We start from the raw sequence: 15,583 nt of genomic DNA, 5'->3' as shown, positions 1-15,583 counted from the left end.
TGGCTCATCGGGCGGCCCGTACGGGGACGAGGGTGAGGTACGCGAGGCCGAGCACGCCGCGGTAGGCGAGCCAGGCGGCCCGGTGGCGGTCTGCGCGCTGCCGTGTCTCCTCCGCCAGGGGGTGCCCGGGGTGCTCGGCGAGCCACACCTCGGTGTCCGCGAGGTACGCCGACTCGAACTCCTCCCACTCGTCCGGGCTCGCGGTCTCGGTCCACTCCGGCCGGAACCCGGCGTCCGTCGCCAGCTCGACGAGCCCGGGCAGGTCCGGGTGGTCCTCGGCCGAGGCGTCGGGCCACATGCGGGCCAGCTCGGAGCGGGCCGGGGCGCGCTGCCAGAAGCCCTCGCCCAGCAGCACCCGGCCGCCGTCGGTGACCAGACGGCGCAGTTCCCCGAGCGCCTCGGGGAGTCGCCCGGCGAGGGCCTGGCTCGCGCCCACGCACAGCACCAGGTCGGCGGGGCCGCGGGTGGTGCCGGTGGCGGACTCCTGGAGGAAGCGGACCCGGTGGGCGAGTCCCCGCTCCTGCGCGGCGCGCCGCCCGCGGGCCAGGTCGTCGGGGTTCAGATCGACGCCCGTGCCGGCCGCCCGCGGGGCGGCGGCCAGGACCCGCAGCATCAACTCGCCCCAGCCGCAGCCGATGTCCAGGACGGTGGACGGCTCGTTCCCGGCGAGACGCCGCACGAGGGCCCCGGCCCGGCTCTCGGACAGGGGGCCGTGGAAGGTCAGACGGGTGTGACGGGGTGGGGTGGTCATGCGGCGGGACGCTACGGGGGCGGTGGGGGAATCGGCACGGGGTTTTCCGCGCCGGGTGGTGTCCGTGTGTGTGCCGGGGCCCGCCGTACCGCCCGGGTCTCTGCGTCGCCCTGGCGGCACGGCGGCCCGCGGCCCGGCCGGTCGGCGCCCGGTCCGCACGGGCCTCGCCTTTGTCGGGCCACTCGCCTCACGGGACGCCGCGGATGCCGCTCCCCGCCCGGCATACGGCCCGCTGCCGGGCGGCGGCGGGCTACTGCGTGACCCTGAAGTTCCGCAGGATCGCCGCCGTCAGCTCCGGGTCGCCCTCCGTCTTCAGCCGGTCCGACACCGCCTCCGGGGTCACCCGGCCGCAGGCCAGGCGGACGTAGGTCTCCCAGTCGAGGGTGAGGGTCGCGGCCGGGCCGAGGGCCGGGGCGGTCTCCAGGGTGCCCCGGCCCTGGATGTCGACGCGGATCGTGCGCAGGAACTCCACGGGGCCGTGGACGTCGAAGACGACCGCCGAGCTGCGGGGCGCCTGGGAGTCCTCGGCGACCACGCGCGGCAGCTCGGCGAGCAGCACGTCACGGGCGACCAGCGCGCCGGGGGAGTCCAGGTTGCCGGGACGGCCCAGGGCCGCGCGCAGGTCCTGCTCGTGGACCCACACGTCGAAGGCGTGCCGGCGCATCGACTGCTCCAGGGTCAGCTCCGTGCCGAGCGGACCGCGCACCTTCGTGCCCGGGTCGCGCGACTCGTTCCGCAGCTGGCGGTTGCGGCGGATGATCACGTACTCCAGCTCGGACGTCATCTCCGGCGCCGTGTGGTGACGGCGGACGTCGACCTGCATCTCCATGTAGCGCTGGTGCTCGTTGGTGACGTGGAAGAGGTCGCGCGGGAGGCTGTGGATGGGGCGCGGGTCGCCGAGCATCTCGCAGTCCAGTCCGATGACGTGGGAGACCACGTCCCGCACCGACCACCCGGGGCACGGCGTACGCCGGTTCCATTCGGCCTCCGCGAGCGGCTGGACCAGCTCGGATATCGCTTCGATGGAGTGGGTCCAGGCGTCGGCGTAGGGCTGGAGGGTGGGATGCAGACTCACGGAACGGGACCCCTCGGCGGTCGGTGCACGGGCTGGTGGTGGCGGCGTTGCCAGTGGGAGGTGGCGGCTGTCGGCGGGTGTCTTGCGAGCTAAGTTACGCTGCTGTGGGGCACCCCGGCAGTGCTTTCGTGTGACGATCGTAGGCCCGTGTGGACGGCTCGAATGCCAGGACGGTGGTAGTGTGCGCGCCTCTGTGATCCAGATCGCCGTAGACGAGGGCGAATCGGTCGAATCGCGCCGCCGGCGGGTGGCCGCGCTGGTCCGCGAGCAGGCCGGTGCCGATCTCGTCGTCCTGCCGGAGCTGTGGACCACGGGTGCCTTCGCCTACGAGGCGTTCGGCACGGAGGCCGAACCGCTCGAAGGGCCGACGTACGAGGCGATGGCCAAGGCCGCGAGCGACGCGGGTGTCTGGCTGCACGCCGGCTCCGTCCCCGAGCGGGACCCGGACGGCCCCCTCTACAACACCTCGCTCGTCTTCTCCCCCTCCGGCGACCTGGCCGCCGCCTACCGCAAGATCCACCGGTTCGGCTTCGACAAGGGCGAGGCCGTGCTGATGGGCGCGGGCGGCGAGCTGGTGACGGTGCGTCTGCCCGAGACGACCCTGGGCCTGTCCACCTGCTACGACCTCCGTTTCCCCGAACTCTTCCGCGGGCTCGTCGACGCCGGTGCCGAGACGCTCGTGGTGTCGGCGGGCTGGCCGGAGCGCCGCCGCGCCCACTGGACGCTGCTGGCCCGGGCCCGGGCCGTGGAGAACCAGTCGTTCGTCGTCGCCTGCGCGACGGCCGGGACGCACGCCGGCATCCCCCAGTCCGGTCACTCGATCGTGGTCGATCCGTGGGGCGAGGTCCTGGCCGAGGCCGGTGCCGACGAGGAGGTCCTGACGGTGGAGTTCGACCCGGGCAGGGTCGCGGCGACCCGCGAGCAGTTCCCGGCGCTGAAGGACCGGGTGCTGGGACTCGCCGCCCCGCGCAGGCACTGACCGGGGCGTCGCTCAGTCCTCCCGCTCCTTCTCCCCCAGGTGGATCACGCACACCGCCACCGCGATCAGCAGCGCCGGGTCCGCGTCGTCGCGCACGACGTCCACGCCGTAGGTGTCCCGGACGGTCAGCCACCGCCGGGAGACGACCGCCAGCAGTTCGCCGTCGTACTCGACGGCGAACTCCCGGTCGAGGATCTTGCCGCTGACGTCCAGCTCGCTGCCGTCGGCGAGGGAGACCCGGTAGTGGTTGCGCAGCAGGGACAGGCGCTTGCGGCGGATCGTCGCCAGCGGCTCCCCGCCCCGCTGGAGCACCATCGTGTCGCGCAGCGCGAGCATCTTCTGGTGGATGTCGACGAGGACGTGCCCCTGGGTGTCCTTCAGCTCCCAGGTGTCCCGCAGCCGCAGGGCCTTGCCGTCGACGAGGAACACCTTGTTGCCGCGGTCGTCCTCGATCCAGTAGTCGTCACCGAAGCCGAGGAGCCGGTCGTACACGAGGAATCTCATGGGACCAGGGCTTCCCCGCCGCCGGTCCCGAAACGCCGCCGATAGGCCGACGGGCTGAGTCCGGTCGCGCGCCGCAGCCGCGCGCGGAGGTTGGCGGCCGTCCCGAGCCCGCTCCTGGCGGCCACCACGTCCAGGCGTTCCTCGCCCCGCTCGATCAGCCGGCAGGCCAGCGCCACTCGCTCCCCGGTCAGCCAGGCGAGCGGGGTCGTGCCGAGCTGGGCGCGGAAGCGGCGGTGCAGCGTGGCGGGACTGACCCGCGCGCGGGCGGCCAGGTCCGCCACCGTCAGCGGTTCGCCCAGCCGCTCCTGGGCCCACTCCAGCAGCGGCGCCAGGGATTCGTCCCGCACCTCGGGTACCGGCCGCTCCACGAACTGCCGCTGCCCGCCGTCCCGGTGGGCGGCGAACACCAGCCGGCGGGAGACGTGGTTGGCGACCTCGGCGCCGTGGTCCCGCCGTACGAGGTGCAGCCCCAGGTCGAGGGCCGAGGCGCTGCCGGAGGCGGTCAGGATGTCGCCGTCGTCCACGAACAGCACGTCCGGCTCCAGCCGGACCTCGGGGAACCTTGCCCGGAACGACTCCGCCCACATCCAGTGGCAGGCCGCCCGGCGCCCCTGGAGCAGCCCGGCCTCCGCGAGGGTGAAGGCGCCCGAGCAGAACCCGACGAGCCGGGCCCCGCGTGCGTGGGCCCGGCGCACGACGTCCAGGACGAGGGGCGAGCGGGGTGTGCCGGTGTCGGGCCGGTTCGGCACGATCAGGGTGTCCGCGTCCTCGGCGGCCTCCGGCCCGGCCACTCCGGTCAGCGTGAAGAAGCCGTCCCGCATCCGGGTGTGCGAGGCGACGGCGCACAGCCGGAAGTCGTACAGCTCCCGGCCGAGTTCCGGCCGGCGCAGCCCGAAGACCTCGATGGCGCAGCTCATCTCGAACGGGTTCGAGTTCTCGTCGACCAGGAGGACGACCCGGTGGAGGGGTTGCGAGGATCCTTGCGGCATGTGCGATTCCTAGCACTCGCGCGGAGCCCGCGTCACCCGGAGGATCGCCTCATGACCTCGCATCCCGTCTCCCTCGCCGACGCCCTGGCCTCCTTCTCGGAGCACTGGAGCCCGCGCATCGTCACCGCCGTCAACGACTACGACGTCCGGATCGCCAAGGTCGAGGGCGAGCACGTGTGGCACGTCCACGACCACACGGACGAGTTCTTCCTCGTCCTCGACGGCGAACTGCACATCGCCCTGCGCGAACCGGCCGGCGAACGCACGGTGGTCCTGCCCCGGGGCAGCGTCTTCACGGTCCCGCGCGGCACCGAGCACAAGCCGTACGCCCCCGCCCCGACCGCGATCCTCATGTTCGAGCCCACCGGCACCCTGACGGTCGGCGACCGCCACGACGAGGTACCGGACCATGTGGACGCGACGACGGGGCATGCGCTGCCCCAGCCCTCGTCGGAGTTCGTCCGGGCCGGCCGGGGAGACGCGGGAGGGGAGCCGCCCGTGTGATTGTCTGAGGGCATGGCGAAGCGCGTACGTGTCCGGGCCCCCGAGCTCCTCGGCAAGGGCGGCTGGATCAACACAGGTGGCAGGGAACTCGGTCTGGCCGACCTCCGTGGCCGGATCGTAATTGTTGATTTCTGGACATTCTGTTGTGTGAACTGCCTGCACGTCCTCGACGAACTGCGCGAGCTGGAGGAGAAGCACCGCGACACCGTCGTCGTCATCGGGGTGCACTCGCCCAAGTTCGTGCACGAGGCCGAGCACCGGGCGGTCGTCGACGCCGTGGAGCGGTACGGGGTGGAGCACCCCGTGCTCGACGACCCGGAGCTGGCGACGTGGAAGCAGTACGCCGTGCGGGCCTGGCCGACGCTGGTGGTGATTGACCCCGAGGGGTACGTCGTCGCGCAGCACGCCGGTGAGGGGCATGTGCACGCCATCGAGCGGCTGGTGGCGGAGCTGGAGGAGGAGCACGCGGCGAAGGGGACGCTGCGGCGCGGGGACGGGCCGTACGTGGCGCCGGAGCCGGAGCCGACGGTGCTGCGCTTCCCGGGCAAGGCCGTGGTGCTGCCCGGCGGGACCTTCCTGGTGAGCGACACGACGCGGCACCAGCTCGTGGAGCTGGCCGGGGACGGGGAGAGCGTGGTGCGGCGGATCGGGTCCGGTGCGCGCGGGTTCGCGGACGGGGACGCCTCGACCGCCGCCTTCAACGAGCCGCAGGGGCTCGCCCTGCTGGACGACGGGTCGGTGGTCGTCGCGGACACCGTCAACCACGCCCTGCGGCGGCTGGACCTCGCCACCGGCGCGGTCACCACCCTGGCCGGCACGGGCCGGCAGTGGTGGCAGGGCTCACCCGCCTCGGGCCCGGCCCGCGAGGTCGACCTGTCCTCGCCGTGGGACGTCGCCTGGTGGCAGGGCCGGGTGTGGATCGCGATGGCCGGTGTGCACCAGCTGTGGGCGTACGACCCGCAGGACGGGACCGTCGCGGTCGCCGCCGGGACCACCAACGAAGGGCTGGTCGACGGGCCGGGCGCCGAGGCGTGGTTCGCCCAGCCGTCGGGGCTGGCCGCCACGCCCGAGCGGCTGTGGCTCGCCGACTCGGAGACGTCCGCGCTGCGCTGGGTCGAGCCCGACGGCTCCGTCCACACCGCCGTCGGGACCGGCCTGTTCGACTTCGGCCATCGCGACGGCGCCGCCGAACAGGCCCTGCTCCAGCACCCGCTGGGCGTCACGGCCCTGCCGGACGGGTCCGTGGCCGTCGCCGACACCTACAACCACGCCCTGCGCCGCTACGACCCGGCCACCGGCGAGGTGACGACCCTGGCGACGGATCTGCGCGAGCCCAGCGACGCGGTGCTCGTGGACGGCGACATCGTGGTCGTGGAGTCGGCCCGGCACCGGCTGACCCGGCTCCGGCTGCCGGAGGAGGCGGTCCGGGTGCCGGAGGTCGCCCACCGCACGCGGCGCGAGGCCACCGAAGTCGCCCCGGGACGGCTGCGGTTGGACGTCGTCTTCCAGGCCCCCGCGGGGCAGAAGCTCGACGACCGCTACGGCCCCTCCACCCGTCTGCTCGTCTCGGCCACCCCGCCGGAGTTGCTGCGCGGTGGCGAGGGCGCCGGGACGGACCTGTCCCGCACCCTGGAACTCGACCCGGCCGTAACGGAGGGCGTGCTGCACGTCTCGGCGGTGGCCGCGTCCTGCGACGACGACCCCGCCACCGAGTACCCGGCCTGTCACGTCCACCAGCAGGACTGGGGCGTGCCGGTCCGCCTCACCGAGGCGGGGGCCGGCCGGCTTTCCCTGGTGCTGGCCGGGATGGACGCCTGAGCGCCCGGCGTCACACCCCGTACCCGCCGTTGTAGCCGTCGCGGCGCTGGTGGGCGGCCGGGTCGTCGACGACGCCCGCCGCCGGTGGCACGACCACGCGCCTGCGCCGGTAGATGCTGCTGAACACCGTGACGCCAATCAGTCCGACGATCATGAAAATGACTCCGACCAGGTCGAGGTTGACCCCCTGCATGTCCCAGTCGGTCGCGAACGTGAGGATGGCTCCCACGGCGATGAGGATGATGCATCCGCCGAGGCCCATGTGTGTCGCCTCCTTGTACGGTCCGGTCCGGTCGTTCCGGCCCGCACACCGGGTACCCCCAAGGCGAACACCCATGCGGTGACGGTCTGTTCTACCTCTCCAGGAACGCCGTCAACGCGCCCGCGAGCAGGAACGGGTCGTCGGCGCCGCAGAGTTCGCGGACGCTGTGCATCGACAGGATGGCCACGCCGATGTCGACCGTCCTGATGCCGTGCCGGGCGGCGGTGATGGGGCCGATCGTGGTGCCGCAGGGCATGGAGTTGTTGGAGACGAAGGACTGGAAGGGCACGTCCGCCGCCTCGCAGGCCGCCGTGAACTCCGCGCGGCCCGAACCGTCCGTGGCGTAGCGGTTGTTGACGTTGACCTTGAGGATGGGGCCGCCGTTGACGCGCGGGTGGTGCGTCGGGTCGTGCCGCTCCGCGTAGTTGGGGTGGACGGCGTGGCCCGTGTCGGAGGACAGGCAGACCGTGCCGGCGAAGGCGCGGGCGCGGTCCTCGAAGGTGCCGCCGCGGGCGTACACCGAGCGCTCCAGCACGGTGCCGAGCAGCGGTCCGTCGGCGCCGGTGTCCGACTGGGAGCCGTTCTCCTCGTGGTCGAAGGCGGCCAGGACCGGGATGGAGGCGGGCGCGGACGCGCCGGTGGCGACGGCTGCCAGGGCCGCCGTGCCCGCGTGCACGGACAGCAGGTTGTCCATGCGCGGTCCGGCGACCAGTTCGCGGTCGCGGCCGAGGTACGCGGGCGGTTCCACGGAGTGCGTCATGAGGTCCCAGCCGGTGACCTCGCCCGCGGGGATGCCGGCGGCCTCCTCCAGGAAGGCGATGAGGTCGCCGTCGCGCACGTCGCGGCCCAGGCCCCAGACGGGCTGCATGTGCCGCTGTTTGTCGAGCTTGAGGCCGTCGGCGGTGACCGTGCGGTCCAGGTGGATGGCGAGCTGCGGGACCCGCAGCAGCGGCCGGTCGACGTTCACCAGGCGGGTCGAGCCGTCGCGCAGGGTGAGACGGCCGGCGATGCCGAGGTCGCGGTCCAGCCAGGAGTTGAGCAGCGGTCCGCCGTAGATCTCCACGGCCACCTGGCGCCAGCCGTGCGCCCCGCTGTCGGGGAGCGGCTTGACGCGCAGGTTGGGGGAGTCGGTGTGGGCGCCGACGATCCGGAACGGCGTGTGCGGCGCGGCTCCCTCCGGCACGTACCAGGCGACGATCGCGCCGCCGCGCAGCACGTACTTGCCGCCGCTCGTCCCGTCCCAGGCGTCCGTCTCGGCGACCTGCCGGAAACCGGCCTTCTCCAGCCGCTCGGCTGCGTTCGCCACGGCGTGGTACGGCGACGGGCTGGCCGCCAGGAAGGTCATGAGGTCGTCGGTGTGGCCGCGGTCGAAGCGGGCTCGTTCGGTCATGGGTTCACCTTAACGACGGACGAGGGCCTGTTCCCGTGGCAGGGGAACAGGCCCTCGGTCGGAGGATGCGGGAGGACTAGAACGCGGCCTCGTCCAGCTCCATCAGGTCCAGCTCGACGCCCTCGGCGACCTTGCGGGCCAGGGTGACGCCCGGCAGGACGTTGGCGGCGAAGAACTTCGCGGCGGCGATCTTGCCGGTGTAGAAGGCCTTGTCCCGGGCGGAGGCGGTCTCCAGCTTCTCGGCGGCGACCGAGGCGCCCTTGAGCAGCAGGTAGCCGACGACGACGTCACCGGAGGCCATCAGCAGGCGGGTGGTGTTGAGCCCGACCTTGTAGATGTTCTTGACGTCCTGCTCGGTCGCGGCGAGGTCGGTCAGCATCAGGCCGACGATCGCCTCCAGCTCCACGGCCGCCTTGGCCAGGTGCTCGCGGGCGCCCGCCAGCTCCTCGCCGCCGGTGCCGAGGGCCAGGAACTTCTTGATGTCCTCGGCGAGGGAGTTCAGCGCGGCGCCCTGGTTGCGGACGATCTTCCGGAAGAAGAAGTCCTGGCCCTGGATCGCCGTGGTGCCCTCGTAGAGGGTGTCGATCTTGGAGTCCCGGATGTACTGCTCGATCGGGTACTCCTGCAGGAAGCCGGAGCCGCCGAAGGTCTGCAGCGACTGGGCGAGCTGCTCGTAGCCCTTCTCGGAGCCGTAGCCCTTGACGATGGGCAGCAGCAGGTCGTTCAGCGCGTGCTCGGCGGAGGCGTCCTCGCCGGCGGCCTCCTTGACCTGGATCGCGTCCTGGATGGAGGCGGTGTACATGACCAGCGCGCGCATGCCCTCCGCGTACGCCTTCTGCGTCATCAGCGAGCGGCGCACGTCCGGGTGGTGCGTGACGGTGACCTTGGGCGCGGTCTTGTCCATGAAGTTCTTCAGGTCCGGGCCCTGCACGCGCTCCTTGGCGTACTCCAGCGCGTTGAGGTAGCCCGTGGACAGCGTGGAGATCGCCTTCGTGCCGACCATCATGCGGGCGAACTCGATGATGCGGAACATCTGGCGGATGCCGTCGTGCTTGTCGCCGATCAGCCAGCCCTTGGCGGGGTGGCGGTCGCCGAAGGTCATCTCGCAGGTGTTGGAGGCCTTCAGGCCCATCTTGTGCTCGACGTTCGTGGCGTAGACGCCGTTGCGCTCGCCCAGCTCGCCGGTCTCGAAGTCGAAGAGGTACTTCGGGACGAGGAAGAGGGACAGGCCCTTGGTGCCGGGGCCGGCGCCCTCGGGGCGGGCCAGCACGTAGTGGAGGATGTTCTCCGACATGTCGTGCTCACCGGAGGTGATGAAGCGCTTCACGCCCTCGATGTGCCAGGAGCCGTCCTCCTGCTGCACGGCCTTGGTGCGGCCGGCGCCCACGTCGGAGCCCGCGTCGGGCTCGGTGAGCACCATCGTGGAGCCCCACTGCTTCTCCACGGCGACCTTGGCTATGTGCTTCTGGACCTCGTTGCCCTCCTCGAAGAGGATGCCGGCGAAGGCCGGGCCCGAGGAGTACATCCACACGGCCGGGTTGGCGCCCAGGATCAGCTCGGCGTAGGCCCAGATCAGGGAGCGGGGCGCGGTGGTGCCGCCGATCTCCTCGGGCAGGCCGAGGCGCCAGTACTCGGAGTCCATGAAGGCCTGGTAGCTCTTCTTGAAGGTCGCGGGGACCGGTGCGGTGCTGGTCTCCGGGTCGAAGACCGGCGGGTTGCGGTCGGCGTCGAAGAAGGACTCCGCCAGCTCGTTCTCCGAGAGGCGGGTCATCTCCTCCAGGATGCTCTTCGCGGTCTCGACGTCCATCTCCTCGAACGGGCCGGTGCCGTAGACCTTGTCGCGCCCGAGTACTTCGAAGAGGTTGAACTCGATGTCGCGGAGATTCGACTTGTAGTGCCCCATGGCGACGGCTCCCGGCTCCGTAGAGAGATCGGCGAGGCACTGGATCCTCGCGCTAGTTCACGTACCAACAAGTAGCTACGATGATGCTACCCGTCGGTAATAAGAAGCAACCCCGATCCGGTCATCTGTGACGCGTGGCTCATACCGCTCTCGGTACGCTTGCGCTCATGTACGGCTACGACCAGACAGCGGGCCCGCAAGCGCAGTACGCCCCTCCGCAGCAGCCGATGTCCGGCGGGTACGGGCAGCAGCCGCCGCTGTACCCCGAGCCGTCCCCGCCCTCGCTCGCGGACGCGGTGCGCGCGTTCACCACCGGGCAGATGGCCGCCGAGGACTTCCAGCAGGTCTTCGCCACGTCGAAGGTGTACTGCCCGCGCGGCGACAACCCCGGCTTCCTCGCCCTGCACAACACGCAGCAGCCCGTGATCCCGATGTTCAGCACGCTCAAGGAGCTGCGCCGGTACGCGGGCAAGGAGTCGAAGTACTTCGTGATCACCGGTGCCGAGGTGCTCGACCTGCTGCCCACCGGCTACGGCTTCGTCCTCGACATGGAGGGCGAGCACCGCATGGTGTTCGACGCGAAGGCCGTGGAGCAGATGGTCGAGTTCGCGATGCGCCGCATGTACGGCTAGACGCCGTCGCTTCGCGCACGGCTGCTTCGCGGACGGCTGCTTCGCGCACGGCTGCTTCGCGGACGGCTGAGCCCTCCCCTTCGGCTCCTCGGCCTCAGCTCTTCGGCAGGCGCAGGGCCAGGCCGTCCAGGACGACCTCCAGGCCGTAGGCGAACTTCATGTCGCGCAGGGCGGCCGGGTCGGTCGTGGCCTCCTCGACCTCCGCGTGCGGGGTCACCAGATGGGTGTGGCCGGCCGCGGCCCGCTGCGCCGCGGGCATGAGGCGGGCGACGAAGTCGGCCTCGCTCTCGCCGGAGCGGGCGACCGTGGTGAGCCAGGCGGCCTCCGCGTTGCTCATGCCCATGACGTACGAGAAGACGGTCTCGATCGCCCGGTTCGGCTCGGCGAACCCCGCCGCGGTGAACAGCGCCGCGAGCCGCTCGGAGAAGTCCATGTAGTTCGGGCCCAGGTAGGCCAGTCCCGCCTGGCCCAGCACCAGGGTCAGCCAGGGGTGCCGTAGCGCGGTCGCGCGGAAGGAGCCCGCCGCCTCGGTCACGGCCGCGCGCCAGTCCGGGCTGTCGGCCGGCGGGACGTGGACCTCGGCGGTGACCTCGTCCACCGCGAGCTCCATCAGCTCGTCCTTCGTCGCCACGTGCCGGTACAGCGAGGTCGCCCCGGCGTTCAGGCGGGCGCCGAGCTTGCGCATGGAGAGCGCCTCGATGCCGTCCGCGTCGAGCATGGCGATCGCCTCGCGCACGATCGCGTCCCGGCTGAGCGCGGGCTGGTCGGCGCGGCGCTGCTCACGGGCCCAGACGGACGGGATCGGGTTGCCGTCCGTCGTCCTGCTCCTGCTCATCGCGACTCCTCGGGACCTCGTGCGAACGGCGTACGCGCCAAGCGTACAGACAGCGGGCATTGCGCACACTGTTCCGCAGTGCGTACAGTGTGCGCATCGAAGGAACGGTGTTCGCAGGAGGGGAAGAGGACATGGAAGCTGCTCGCCATCCACGCCGCTGGTGGATCCTGGTCGTGCTGTGCCTGAGCACGCTGGTGCTGGTCGTCGACAACATGGCGCTGACCGTCGCGGTGCCCGCGCTGACCGAGGACATCGGGGCGGGCGCCCAGGACACGCAGTGGATCCTCGACTCCTACATCCTGGTCTTCGCCGGGCTGCTGCTGACCTCGGGAAGCCTGGGGGACCGGTTCGGGCGCCGCAGGGTGATGCTCATCGGGCTGGTGCTGTTCGGGGCGGCCTCGCTGGGGGCGGTGCTCTGCTCCACCCCGGGTGAGCTGATCGCCGTGCGGATCGCGATGGGGGTCGGCGGGGCGCTGATCATGCCGTCGACGCTGTCCATCCTGATCACCGTCTTCGCCGAGGACGAGCGGCCCAGGGCCATGGCGGCGTGGGGCTCGGTGTCGATGCTGGGGCTGGTCGGCAGCCCGGTCCTGGGCGGGGTGCTGATCGACCACTTCGCCTGGCAGGCGATCTTCCTGATCAACGTGCCGATCGTCGGTCTGGCGCTGCTGGCCGGTGTGCTGCTGATGCCGGAGTCGAAGGCGCCCTGGCAGAAGCCGGACCCGCTGGGCGCGGTGCTCTCGGCGGTCGGCATGACCGCCCTGGTCTGGTGGATCATCGAGATCCCGCAGCACGGCGCCTTCGAGGGCCGCTCCCTGCCCGTCCTGGCCGTCGCGGTGGTCGCCCTGGCCGGTTTCGTGGTCTGGCAGAACGTCACCGACGCGCCGATGGTCCCGCTGGTCCTCTTCCGGCACCGCAACTTCAGCGGCGGCTCGCTCTCCCTGGCCCTGGTCCAGATCGGCAACGCCGGCCTGCTGCTGGTGCTGACCCAGTACCTGCAGTTCGTGCTCGGCTGGTCCGCGGTCAAGGCGGGCCTGGCCTTCCTGCCGCTGGCCGTGGCCGCGGTGGCCGGCAACGCGGCCGGGGCGCAGCTGGCCGTCAAGGCGGGCAACCGGTTCGTCGTCCTCGGCGGGATGCTGCTGATGTCCGCCTCCTTCGGGCTGCTGACGACGCTCACCGCCGACAGCGGCTTCACGGTCCCGGCCGTGGCGCTGGGGGTCCTGGGCCTGGGCGCCGGTCTGGCCATGCCGGCCGCGGTGGCCGCGCTGATGGGCACCATCCCGCAGGAGAAGGCGGGCGTCGGCTCGGCCCTCAACGACACCATCCAGCAGTCCGGCACCGCCCTCGGCATCGCGATCCTCGGCTCGCTGCTCGCCGGCGGCTACGCCGAGGAGATGCCGGCGGGCGCCCCCGGGGCGGCCCGGGAGTCCCTCGGCGGGGCCCTGGCCGTCGCCGGCGGGGACGCGGGTCTGGTGCGGGCGGCCCGGGAGGCCTTCACCGCCTCGATGTCGACGACCTTCACGATCAGCGCGGTCGGTGTCCTCGCCGCTGCGGTCCTCGCCACGCTGGTGATGCGGGACCGCGAGGCGGAGCCGGCCCGGGCCCGTGGCGAGGAGCGTGAACCGGTCGCCTGACGCGGACGTACGAAGGCCGGTGCCCCGATACGGGGTGCCGGCCTTCCGTCGTGCCGGTGCCCCCGCCGTGGCCTCCACCGCCCCCGGGGAATGCCCTCCGGGTTTTCTCTGTTGGGGGTGGCAGAAAGTTCAACGCTCAACTAAACTGGGCGTACACGAGGAGGAACCGACATGCCTGCTGTGACCGTCGAGAACCCGTTGACGCTGCCCCGAGTGACCGCACCCGCCGACGCCGTGGCACGTCCCGTGCTCACCGTCACGACCGCTCCCAGCGGTTTCGAGGGCGAGGGCTTCCCGGTGCGCCGGGCGTTCGCGGGGATCAACTACCGCCATCTCGACCCGTTCATCATGATGGACCAGATGGGCGAGGTGGAGTACGCGCCGGGCGAGCCCAAGGGCACCCCCTGGCACCCGCACCGCGGCTTCGAGACCGTCACGTACATCATCGACGGGATCTTCGACCACCAGGACTCCAACGGCGGTGGCGGCACCATCACCAACGGGGACACCCAGTGGATGACCGCCGGCTCGGGCCTGCTGCACATCGAGGCCCCTCCGGAGCACCTCGTGATGTCCGGCGGGCTGTTCCACGGTCTGCAGCTGTGGGTGAACCTCCCGGCCAAGGACAAGATGATGGCCCCGCGCTACCAGGACATCCGCGGCGGCTCCGTCCAGCTGCTCACCACCCCCGACGGCGGCGCGCTGCTGCGGGTCATCGCCGGTGAGCTGGACGGCCACCAGGGCCCCGGCATCACGCACACGCCGATCACGATGATCCACGGGACGCTGGCGCCGGGCGCGGAGCTGACCCTGCCGTGGCGCGAGGACTTCAACGGTCTGGCGTACGTGCTGGCCGGGCGCGGCAGCGTCGGTGCCGAGCGCAGGCCGGTCCGCAAGGGCCAGACGGCGGTCTTCGGCACGGGCTCCTCGCTGACCGTCCGCGCGGACGAGAAGCAGGACTCGAACACGCCGGACCTGGAGGTCGTCCTGCTCGGCGGGCAGCCGATCCGCGAGCCGATGGCGCACTACGGCCCGTTCGTGATGAACACCAAGGACGAACTCATGCAGGCCTTCGAGGACTTCCAGAAGGGCCGCCTGGGCACCGTCCCGGCCGTGCACGGCATGACGTCGAGCGGTCCGCAGGACTGACGCGCCGTCCGGGGCGGCTGACGCCCTGTCACCCTGGCGGGCCGTCCTGACGGGACGGCCCGCCGGGCGCGTGGTCGGGTGGAAGGGTGCAGGACACCCCGCAGGCCCCGCTCCTCCCCGCCCCCGCCCGGCGGCTCGCCGCCTGGTGCGCCGTCCTGCTCCTGGTCTCCGGAGTGGTCTACGTCGGGATCCGGCTGTGCGTGGAGTTCCGGACGGCCGTCGTGCCCGTGCTGCTCGCGCTGCTCGGGACGGCGCTGCTCGGGCCGCTGCACCGGCGGCTGGTGAAGGCCGGGGTGCACCGGACGCTCGCGGCCGGCCTGACCTGTGTCGCCGTCGTCGCCGTGGTCGGCGGGGCCGTGTACATCGTGGTCGCCGCGCTCATCGACAGCGGGGACCAGATCCTCGCCTCGCTCCGGCAGGCCGCGCGGGGCGTCTCCGAGCACTTCGGGGCGGCCGGGACCTCACTGGACGACCTCGCGTCCAACGCCCGCGAGCTGCTGGGCCGGTTCGGCGGTACGGCCGCCTCCGGCGTGATCAGCGGCGTCAGCGTGGTCGGCGAGTCGATCGCCATGGCCGTGCTCGCGCTGCTGCTCGTCTTCTTCTTCCTGCGCGACTCCGACAGGGCCGCCGGGACGCTGCGGGCCCTGGTGCCCCGCGGGTCGGCCGACACCGTGGAGGCCATGGCACGGCGCGGCATGCGGGCCGTCGAGGGGTTCATGCGGGGCACCACCCTCATCGCGCTCATCGACGCGCTGTGCATCACCGTCGGGCTGCTCGTCCTCGACGTGCCCGGGGCGGCCGGACTGGGCGCGCTGGTCTTCGTCGGCGCATACATCCCCTACCTCGGCGCCTTCCTCTCCGGTGCCGTCGCCGTCCTGGTCGCCCTCGCCGACCGGGGCTTCGTCATCGCGCTGTGGGCCCTCGGCGTCGTGCTCGCCGTGCAGGTGCTGGAGGGGCACGTGCTCCAGCCGATGATCCAGAGCCGGACCGTGCAGATGCACCCGGCGGTGGTGATGGTGGCGATCACGGCCGGGGCGTCGGTCGCGGGCGTGCTCGGCATGCTCCTCGCCGTCCCCCTCACGGCGGCGGCCTTCGGTGTCGCCCAGGAGCTGCGCGACCGCTACGCGGAGGACCCGGCGTCCGAGGCGCCGTGATCCG

General features: G+C 72.1%; 15 protein-coding genes. 7 read left to right on the top strand and 8 right to left on the bottom strand.

The features are described from left to right. Positions 1 to 4: 4 nt before the first annotated feature. Together ABZY20_RS15335 and ABZY20_RS15330 are read right to left on the bottom strand one after the other, a co-directional pair. The gene (locus ABZY20_RS15335) at positions 5 to 751 is read right to left on the bottom strand and encodes a class I SAM-dependent methyltransferase (RefSeq protein WP_356441793.1); all 747 of its coding nucleotides are present in this window, start codon (positions 749 to 751) and stop codon (positions 5 to 7) included. Positions 752 to 1,001: 250 nt separating this feature from the next. After that, positions 1,002 to 1,826, bottom strand: a complete 825-nt coding sequence (locus ABZY20_RS15330) for a maleylpyruvate isomerase family mycothiol-dependent enzyme (protein ID WP_356441791.1) — start codon at positions 1,824 to 1,826, stop codon at positions 1,002 to 1,004. Between the two features lie 181 nt (positions 1,827 to 2,007). Between ABZY20_RS15330 and ABZY20_RS15325 the strand changes: the two genes are divergently transcribed. Beyond that, positions 2,008 to 2,805, top strand: coding sequence for a carbon-nitrogen family hydrolase (locus ABZY20_RS15325; protein WP_356441789.1), 798 nt, complete (start codon positions 2,008 to 2,010; stop codon positions 2,803 to 2,805). Positions 2,806 to 2,817: 12 nt separating this feature from the next. Here ABZY20_RS15325 and ABZY20_RS15320 read toward each other — a convergent pair whose 3' ends face one another. Next, positions 2,818 to 3,309, bottom strand: coding sequence for an LURP-one-related family protein (locus tag ABZY20_RS15320; protein ID WP_356441787.1), 492 nt, complete (start codon positions 3,307 to 3,309; stop codon positions 2,818 to 2,820). Beyond that, positions 3,306 to 4,298 carry a helix-turn-helix domain-containing protein gene (locus ABZY20_RS15315; protein ID WP_356441785.1) on the bottom strand — a complete coding sequence of 331 codons (993 nt, stop codon included), beginning with the start codon at positions 4,296 to 4,298 and terminating at the stop codon, positions 3,306 to 3,308. Before ABZY20_RS15315 ends, ABZY20_RS15320 begins: the two co-directional genes overlap by 4 nt. 51 nt (positions 4,299 to 4,349) lie before the next feature. On the opposite strand from ABZY20_RS15315, the gene ABZY20_RS15310 reads away from it, so the two are divergent. Together ABZY20_RS15310 and ABZY20_RS15305 are read left to right on the top strand one after the other, a co-directional pair. Continuing rightward, positions 4,350 to 4,802: a cupin domain-containing protein gene (locus tag ABZY20_RS15310; protein ID WP_356441783.1), complete on the top strand. Its 453-nt coding sequence runs from the start codon at positions 4,350 to 4,352 to the stop codon at positions 4,800 to 4,802. A gap of 12 nt (positions 4,803 to 4,814) precedes the next feature. Beyond that, positions 4,815 to 6,620 (top strand): NHL domain-containing thioredoxin family protein, encoded by a 1,806-nt coding sequence (locus tag ABZY20_RS15305; RefSeq protein ID WP_356441781.1) that lies wholly within the window; start codon positions 4,815 to 4,817, stop codon positions 6,618 to 6,620. A gap of 10 nt (positions 6,621 to 6,630) precedes the next feature. Here the strand turns inward: ABZY20_RS15305 and ABZY20_RS15300 are convergent, their stop codons facing one another. The 3 genes from ABZY20_RS15300 to ABZY20_RS15290 form a co-directional block, all read right to left on the bottom strand. Beyond that, the gene (locus ABZY20_RS15300; protein WP_356441779.1) at positions 6,631 to 6,882 is read right to left on the bottom strand and encodes a DUF6458 family protein; all 252 of its coding nucleotides are present in this window, start codon (positions 6,880 to 6,882) and stop codon (positions 6,631 to 6,633) included. 91 nt (positions 6,883 to 6,973) lie between these two features. Next, complete coding sequence (locus tag ABZY20_RS15295; RefSeq protein WP_356441777.1) at positions 6,974 to 8,272, bottom strand: M18 family aminopeptidase; 1,299 nt, start codon at positions 8,270 to 8,272, stop codon at positions 6,974 to 6,976. Between the two features lie 76 nt (positions 8,273 to 8,348). Then, positions 8,349 to 10,175 (bottom strand): acyl-CoA dehydrogenase, encoded by a 1,827-nt coding sequence (locus ABZY20_RS15290; RefSeq protein ID WP_356441776.1) that lies wholly within the window; start codon positions 10,173 to 10,175, stop codon positions 8,349 to 8,351. A 167-nt stretch (positions 10,176 to 10,342) separates the two neighbouring features. On the opposite strand from ABZY20_RS15290, the gene ABZY20_RS15285 reads away from it, so the two are divergent. Continuing rightward, on the top strand, positions 10,343 to 10,807 hold the full coding sequence (locus tag ABZY20_RS15285) for an SseB family protein (protein ID WP_094057835.1): 465 nt from the start codon (positions 10,343 to 10,345) through the stop codon (positions 10,805 to 10,807). A 94-nt stretch (positions 10,808 to 10,901) separates the two neighbouring features. Here ABZY20_RS15285 and ABZY20_RS15280 read toward each other — a convergent pair whose 3' ends face one another. After that, positions 10,902 to 11,642: a TetR/AcrR family transcriptional regulator C-terminal domain-containing protein gene (locus tag ABZY20_RS15280; RefSeq protein WP_356441774.1), complete on the bottom strand. Its 741-nt coding sequence runs from the start codon at positions 11,640 to 11,642 to the stop codon at positions 10,902 to 10,904. 131 nt (positions 11,643 to 11,773) lie between these two features. On the opposite strand from ABZY20_RS15280, the gene ABZY20_RS15275 reads away from it, so the two are divergent. The 3 genes from ABZY20_RS15275 (at position 11,774) to ABZY20_RS15265 (ending at position 15,579) form a co-directional block, all read left to right on the top strand. After that, positions 11,774 to 13,276: an MFS transporter gene (locus ABZY20_RS15275; RefSeq protein WP_356441772.1), complete on the top strand. Its 1,503-nt coding sequence runs from the start codon at positions 11,774 to 11,776 to the stop codon at positions 13,274 to 13,276. Positions 13,277 to 13,447: 171 nt separating this feature from the next. After that, the gene (locus ABZY20_RS15270) at positions 13,448 to 14,425 is read left to right on the top strand and encodes a pirin family protein (protein ID WP_356441771.1); all 978 of its coding nucleotides are present in this window, start codon (positions 13,448 to 13,450) and stop codon (positions 14,423 to 14,425) included. 86 nt (positions 14,426 to 14,511) lie between these two features. Continuing rightward, on the top strand, positions 14,512 to 15,579 hold the full coding sequence (locus tag ABZY20_RS15265) for an AI-2E family transporter (RefSeq protein ID WP_356441769.1): 1,068 nt from the start codon (positions 14,512 to 14,514) through the stop codon (positions 15,577 to 15,579). Positions 15,580 to 15,583: the final 4 nt, after the last annotated feature.

The organism is Streptomyces sp. NPDC006624 (genome assembly GCF_040611555.1).
Lineage (GTDB): Bacteria > Actinomycetota > Actinomycetes > Streptomycetales > Streptomycetaceae > Streptomyces.
Note: the sequence above shows the minus strand (reverse complement) of the source record. Positions and strands in the feature narration are given on the sequence as shown.

Coding starts and splice junctions, on each gene's coding strand:
- ABZY20_RS15335 (WP_356441793.1), bottom strand. CDS start 751: ATGACCACCCCACCCCGTCACACCCGTCTGACCTTCCACGGCCCCCTG.
- ABZY20_RS15320 (WP_356441787.1), bottom strand. CDS start 3,309: ATGAGATTCCTCGTGTACGACCGGCTCCTCGGCTTCGGTGACGACTAC.
- ABZY20_RS15315 (WP_356441785.1), bottom strand. CDS start 4,298: ATGCCGCAAGGATCCTCGCAACCCCTCCACCGGGTCGTCCTCCTGGTC.
- ABZY20_RS15310 (WP_356441783.1), top strand. CDS start 4,350: ATGACCTCGCATCCCGTCTCCCTCGCCGACGCCCTGGCCTCCTTCTCG.
- ABZY20_RS15305 (WP_356441781.1), top strand. CDS start 4,815: ATGGCGAAGCGCGTACGTGTCCGGGCCCCCGAGCTCCTCGGCAAGGGC.
- ABZY20_RS15300 (WP_356441779.1), bottom strand. CDS start 6,882: ATGGGCCTCGGCGGATGCATCATCCTCATCGCCGTGGGAGCCATCCTC.
- ABZY20_RS15295 (WP_356441777.1), bottom strand. CDS start 8,272: ATGACCGAACGAGCCCGCTTCGACCGCGGCCACACCGACGACCTCATG.
- ABZY20_RS15290 (WP_356441776.1), bottom strand. CDS start 10,175: ATGGGGCACTACAAGTCGAATCTCCGCGACATCGAGTTCAACCTCTTC.
- ABZY20_RS15285 (WP_094057835.1), top strand. CDS start 10,343: ATGTACGGCTACGACCAGACAGCGGGCCCGCAAGCGCAGTACGCCCCT.
- ABZY20_RS15280 (WP_356441774.1), bottom strand. CDS start 11,642: ATGAGCAGGAGCAGGACGACGGACGGCAACCCGATCCCGTCCGTCTGG.
- ABZY20_RS15275 (WP_356441772.1), top strand. CDS start 11,774: ATGGAAGCTGCTCGCCATCCACGCCGCTGGTGGATCCTGGTCGTGCTG.
- ABZY20_RS15270 (WP_356441771.1), top strand. CDS start 13,448: ATGCCTGCTGTGACCGTCGAGAACCCGTTGACGCTGCCCCGAGTGACC.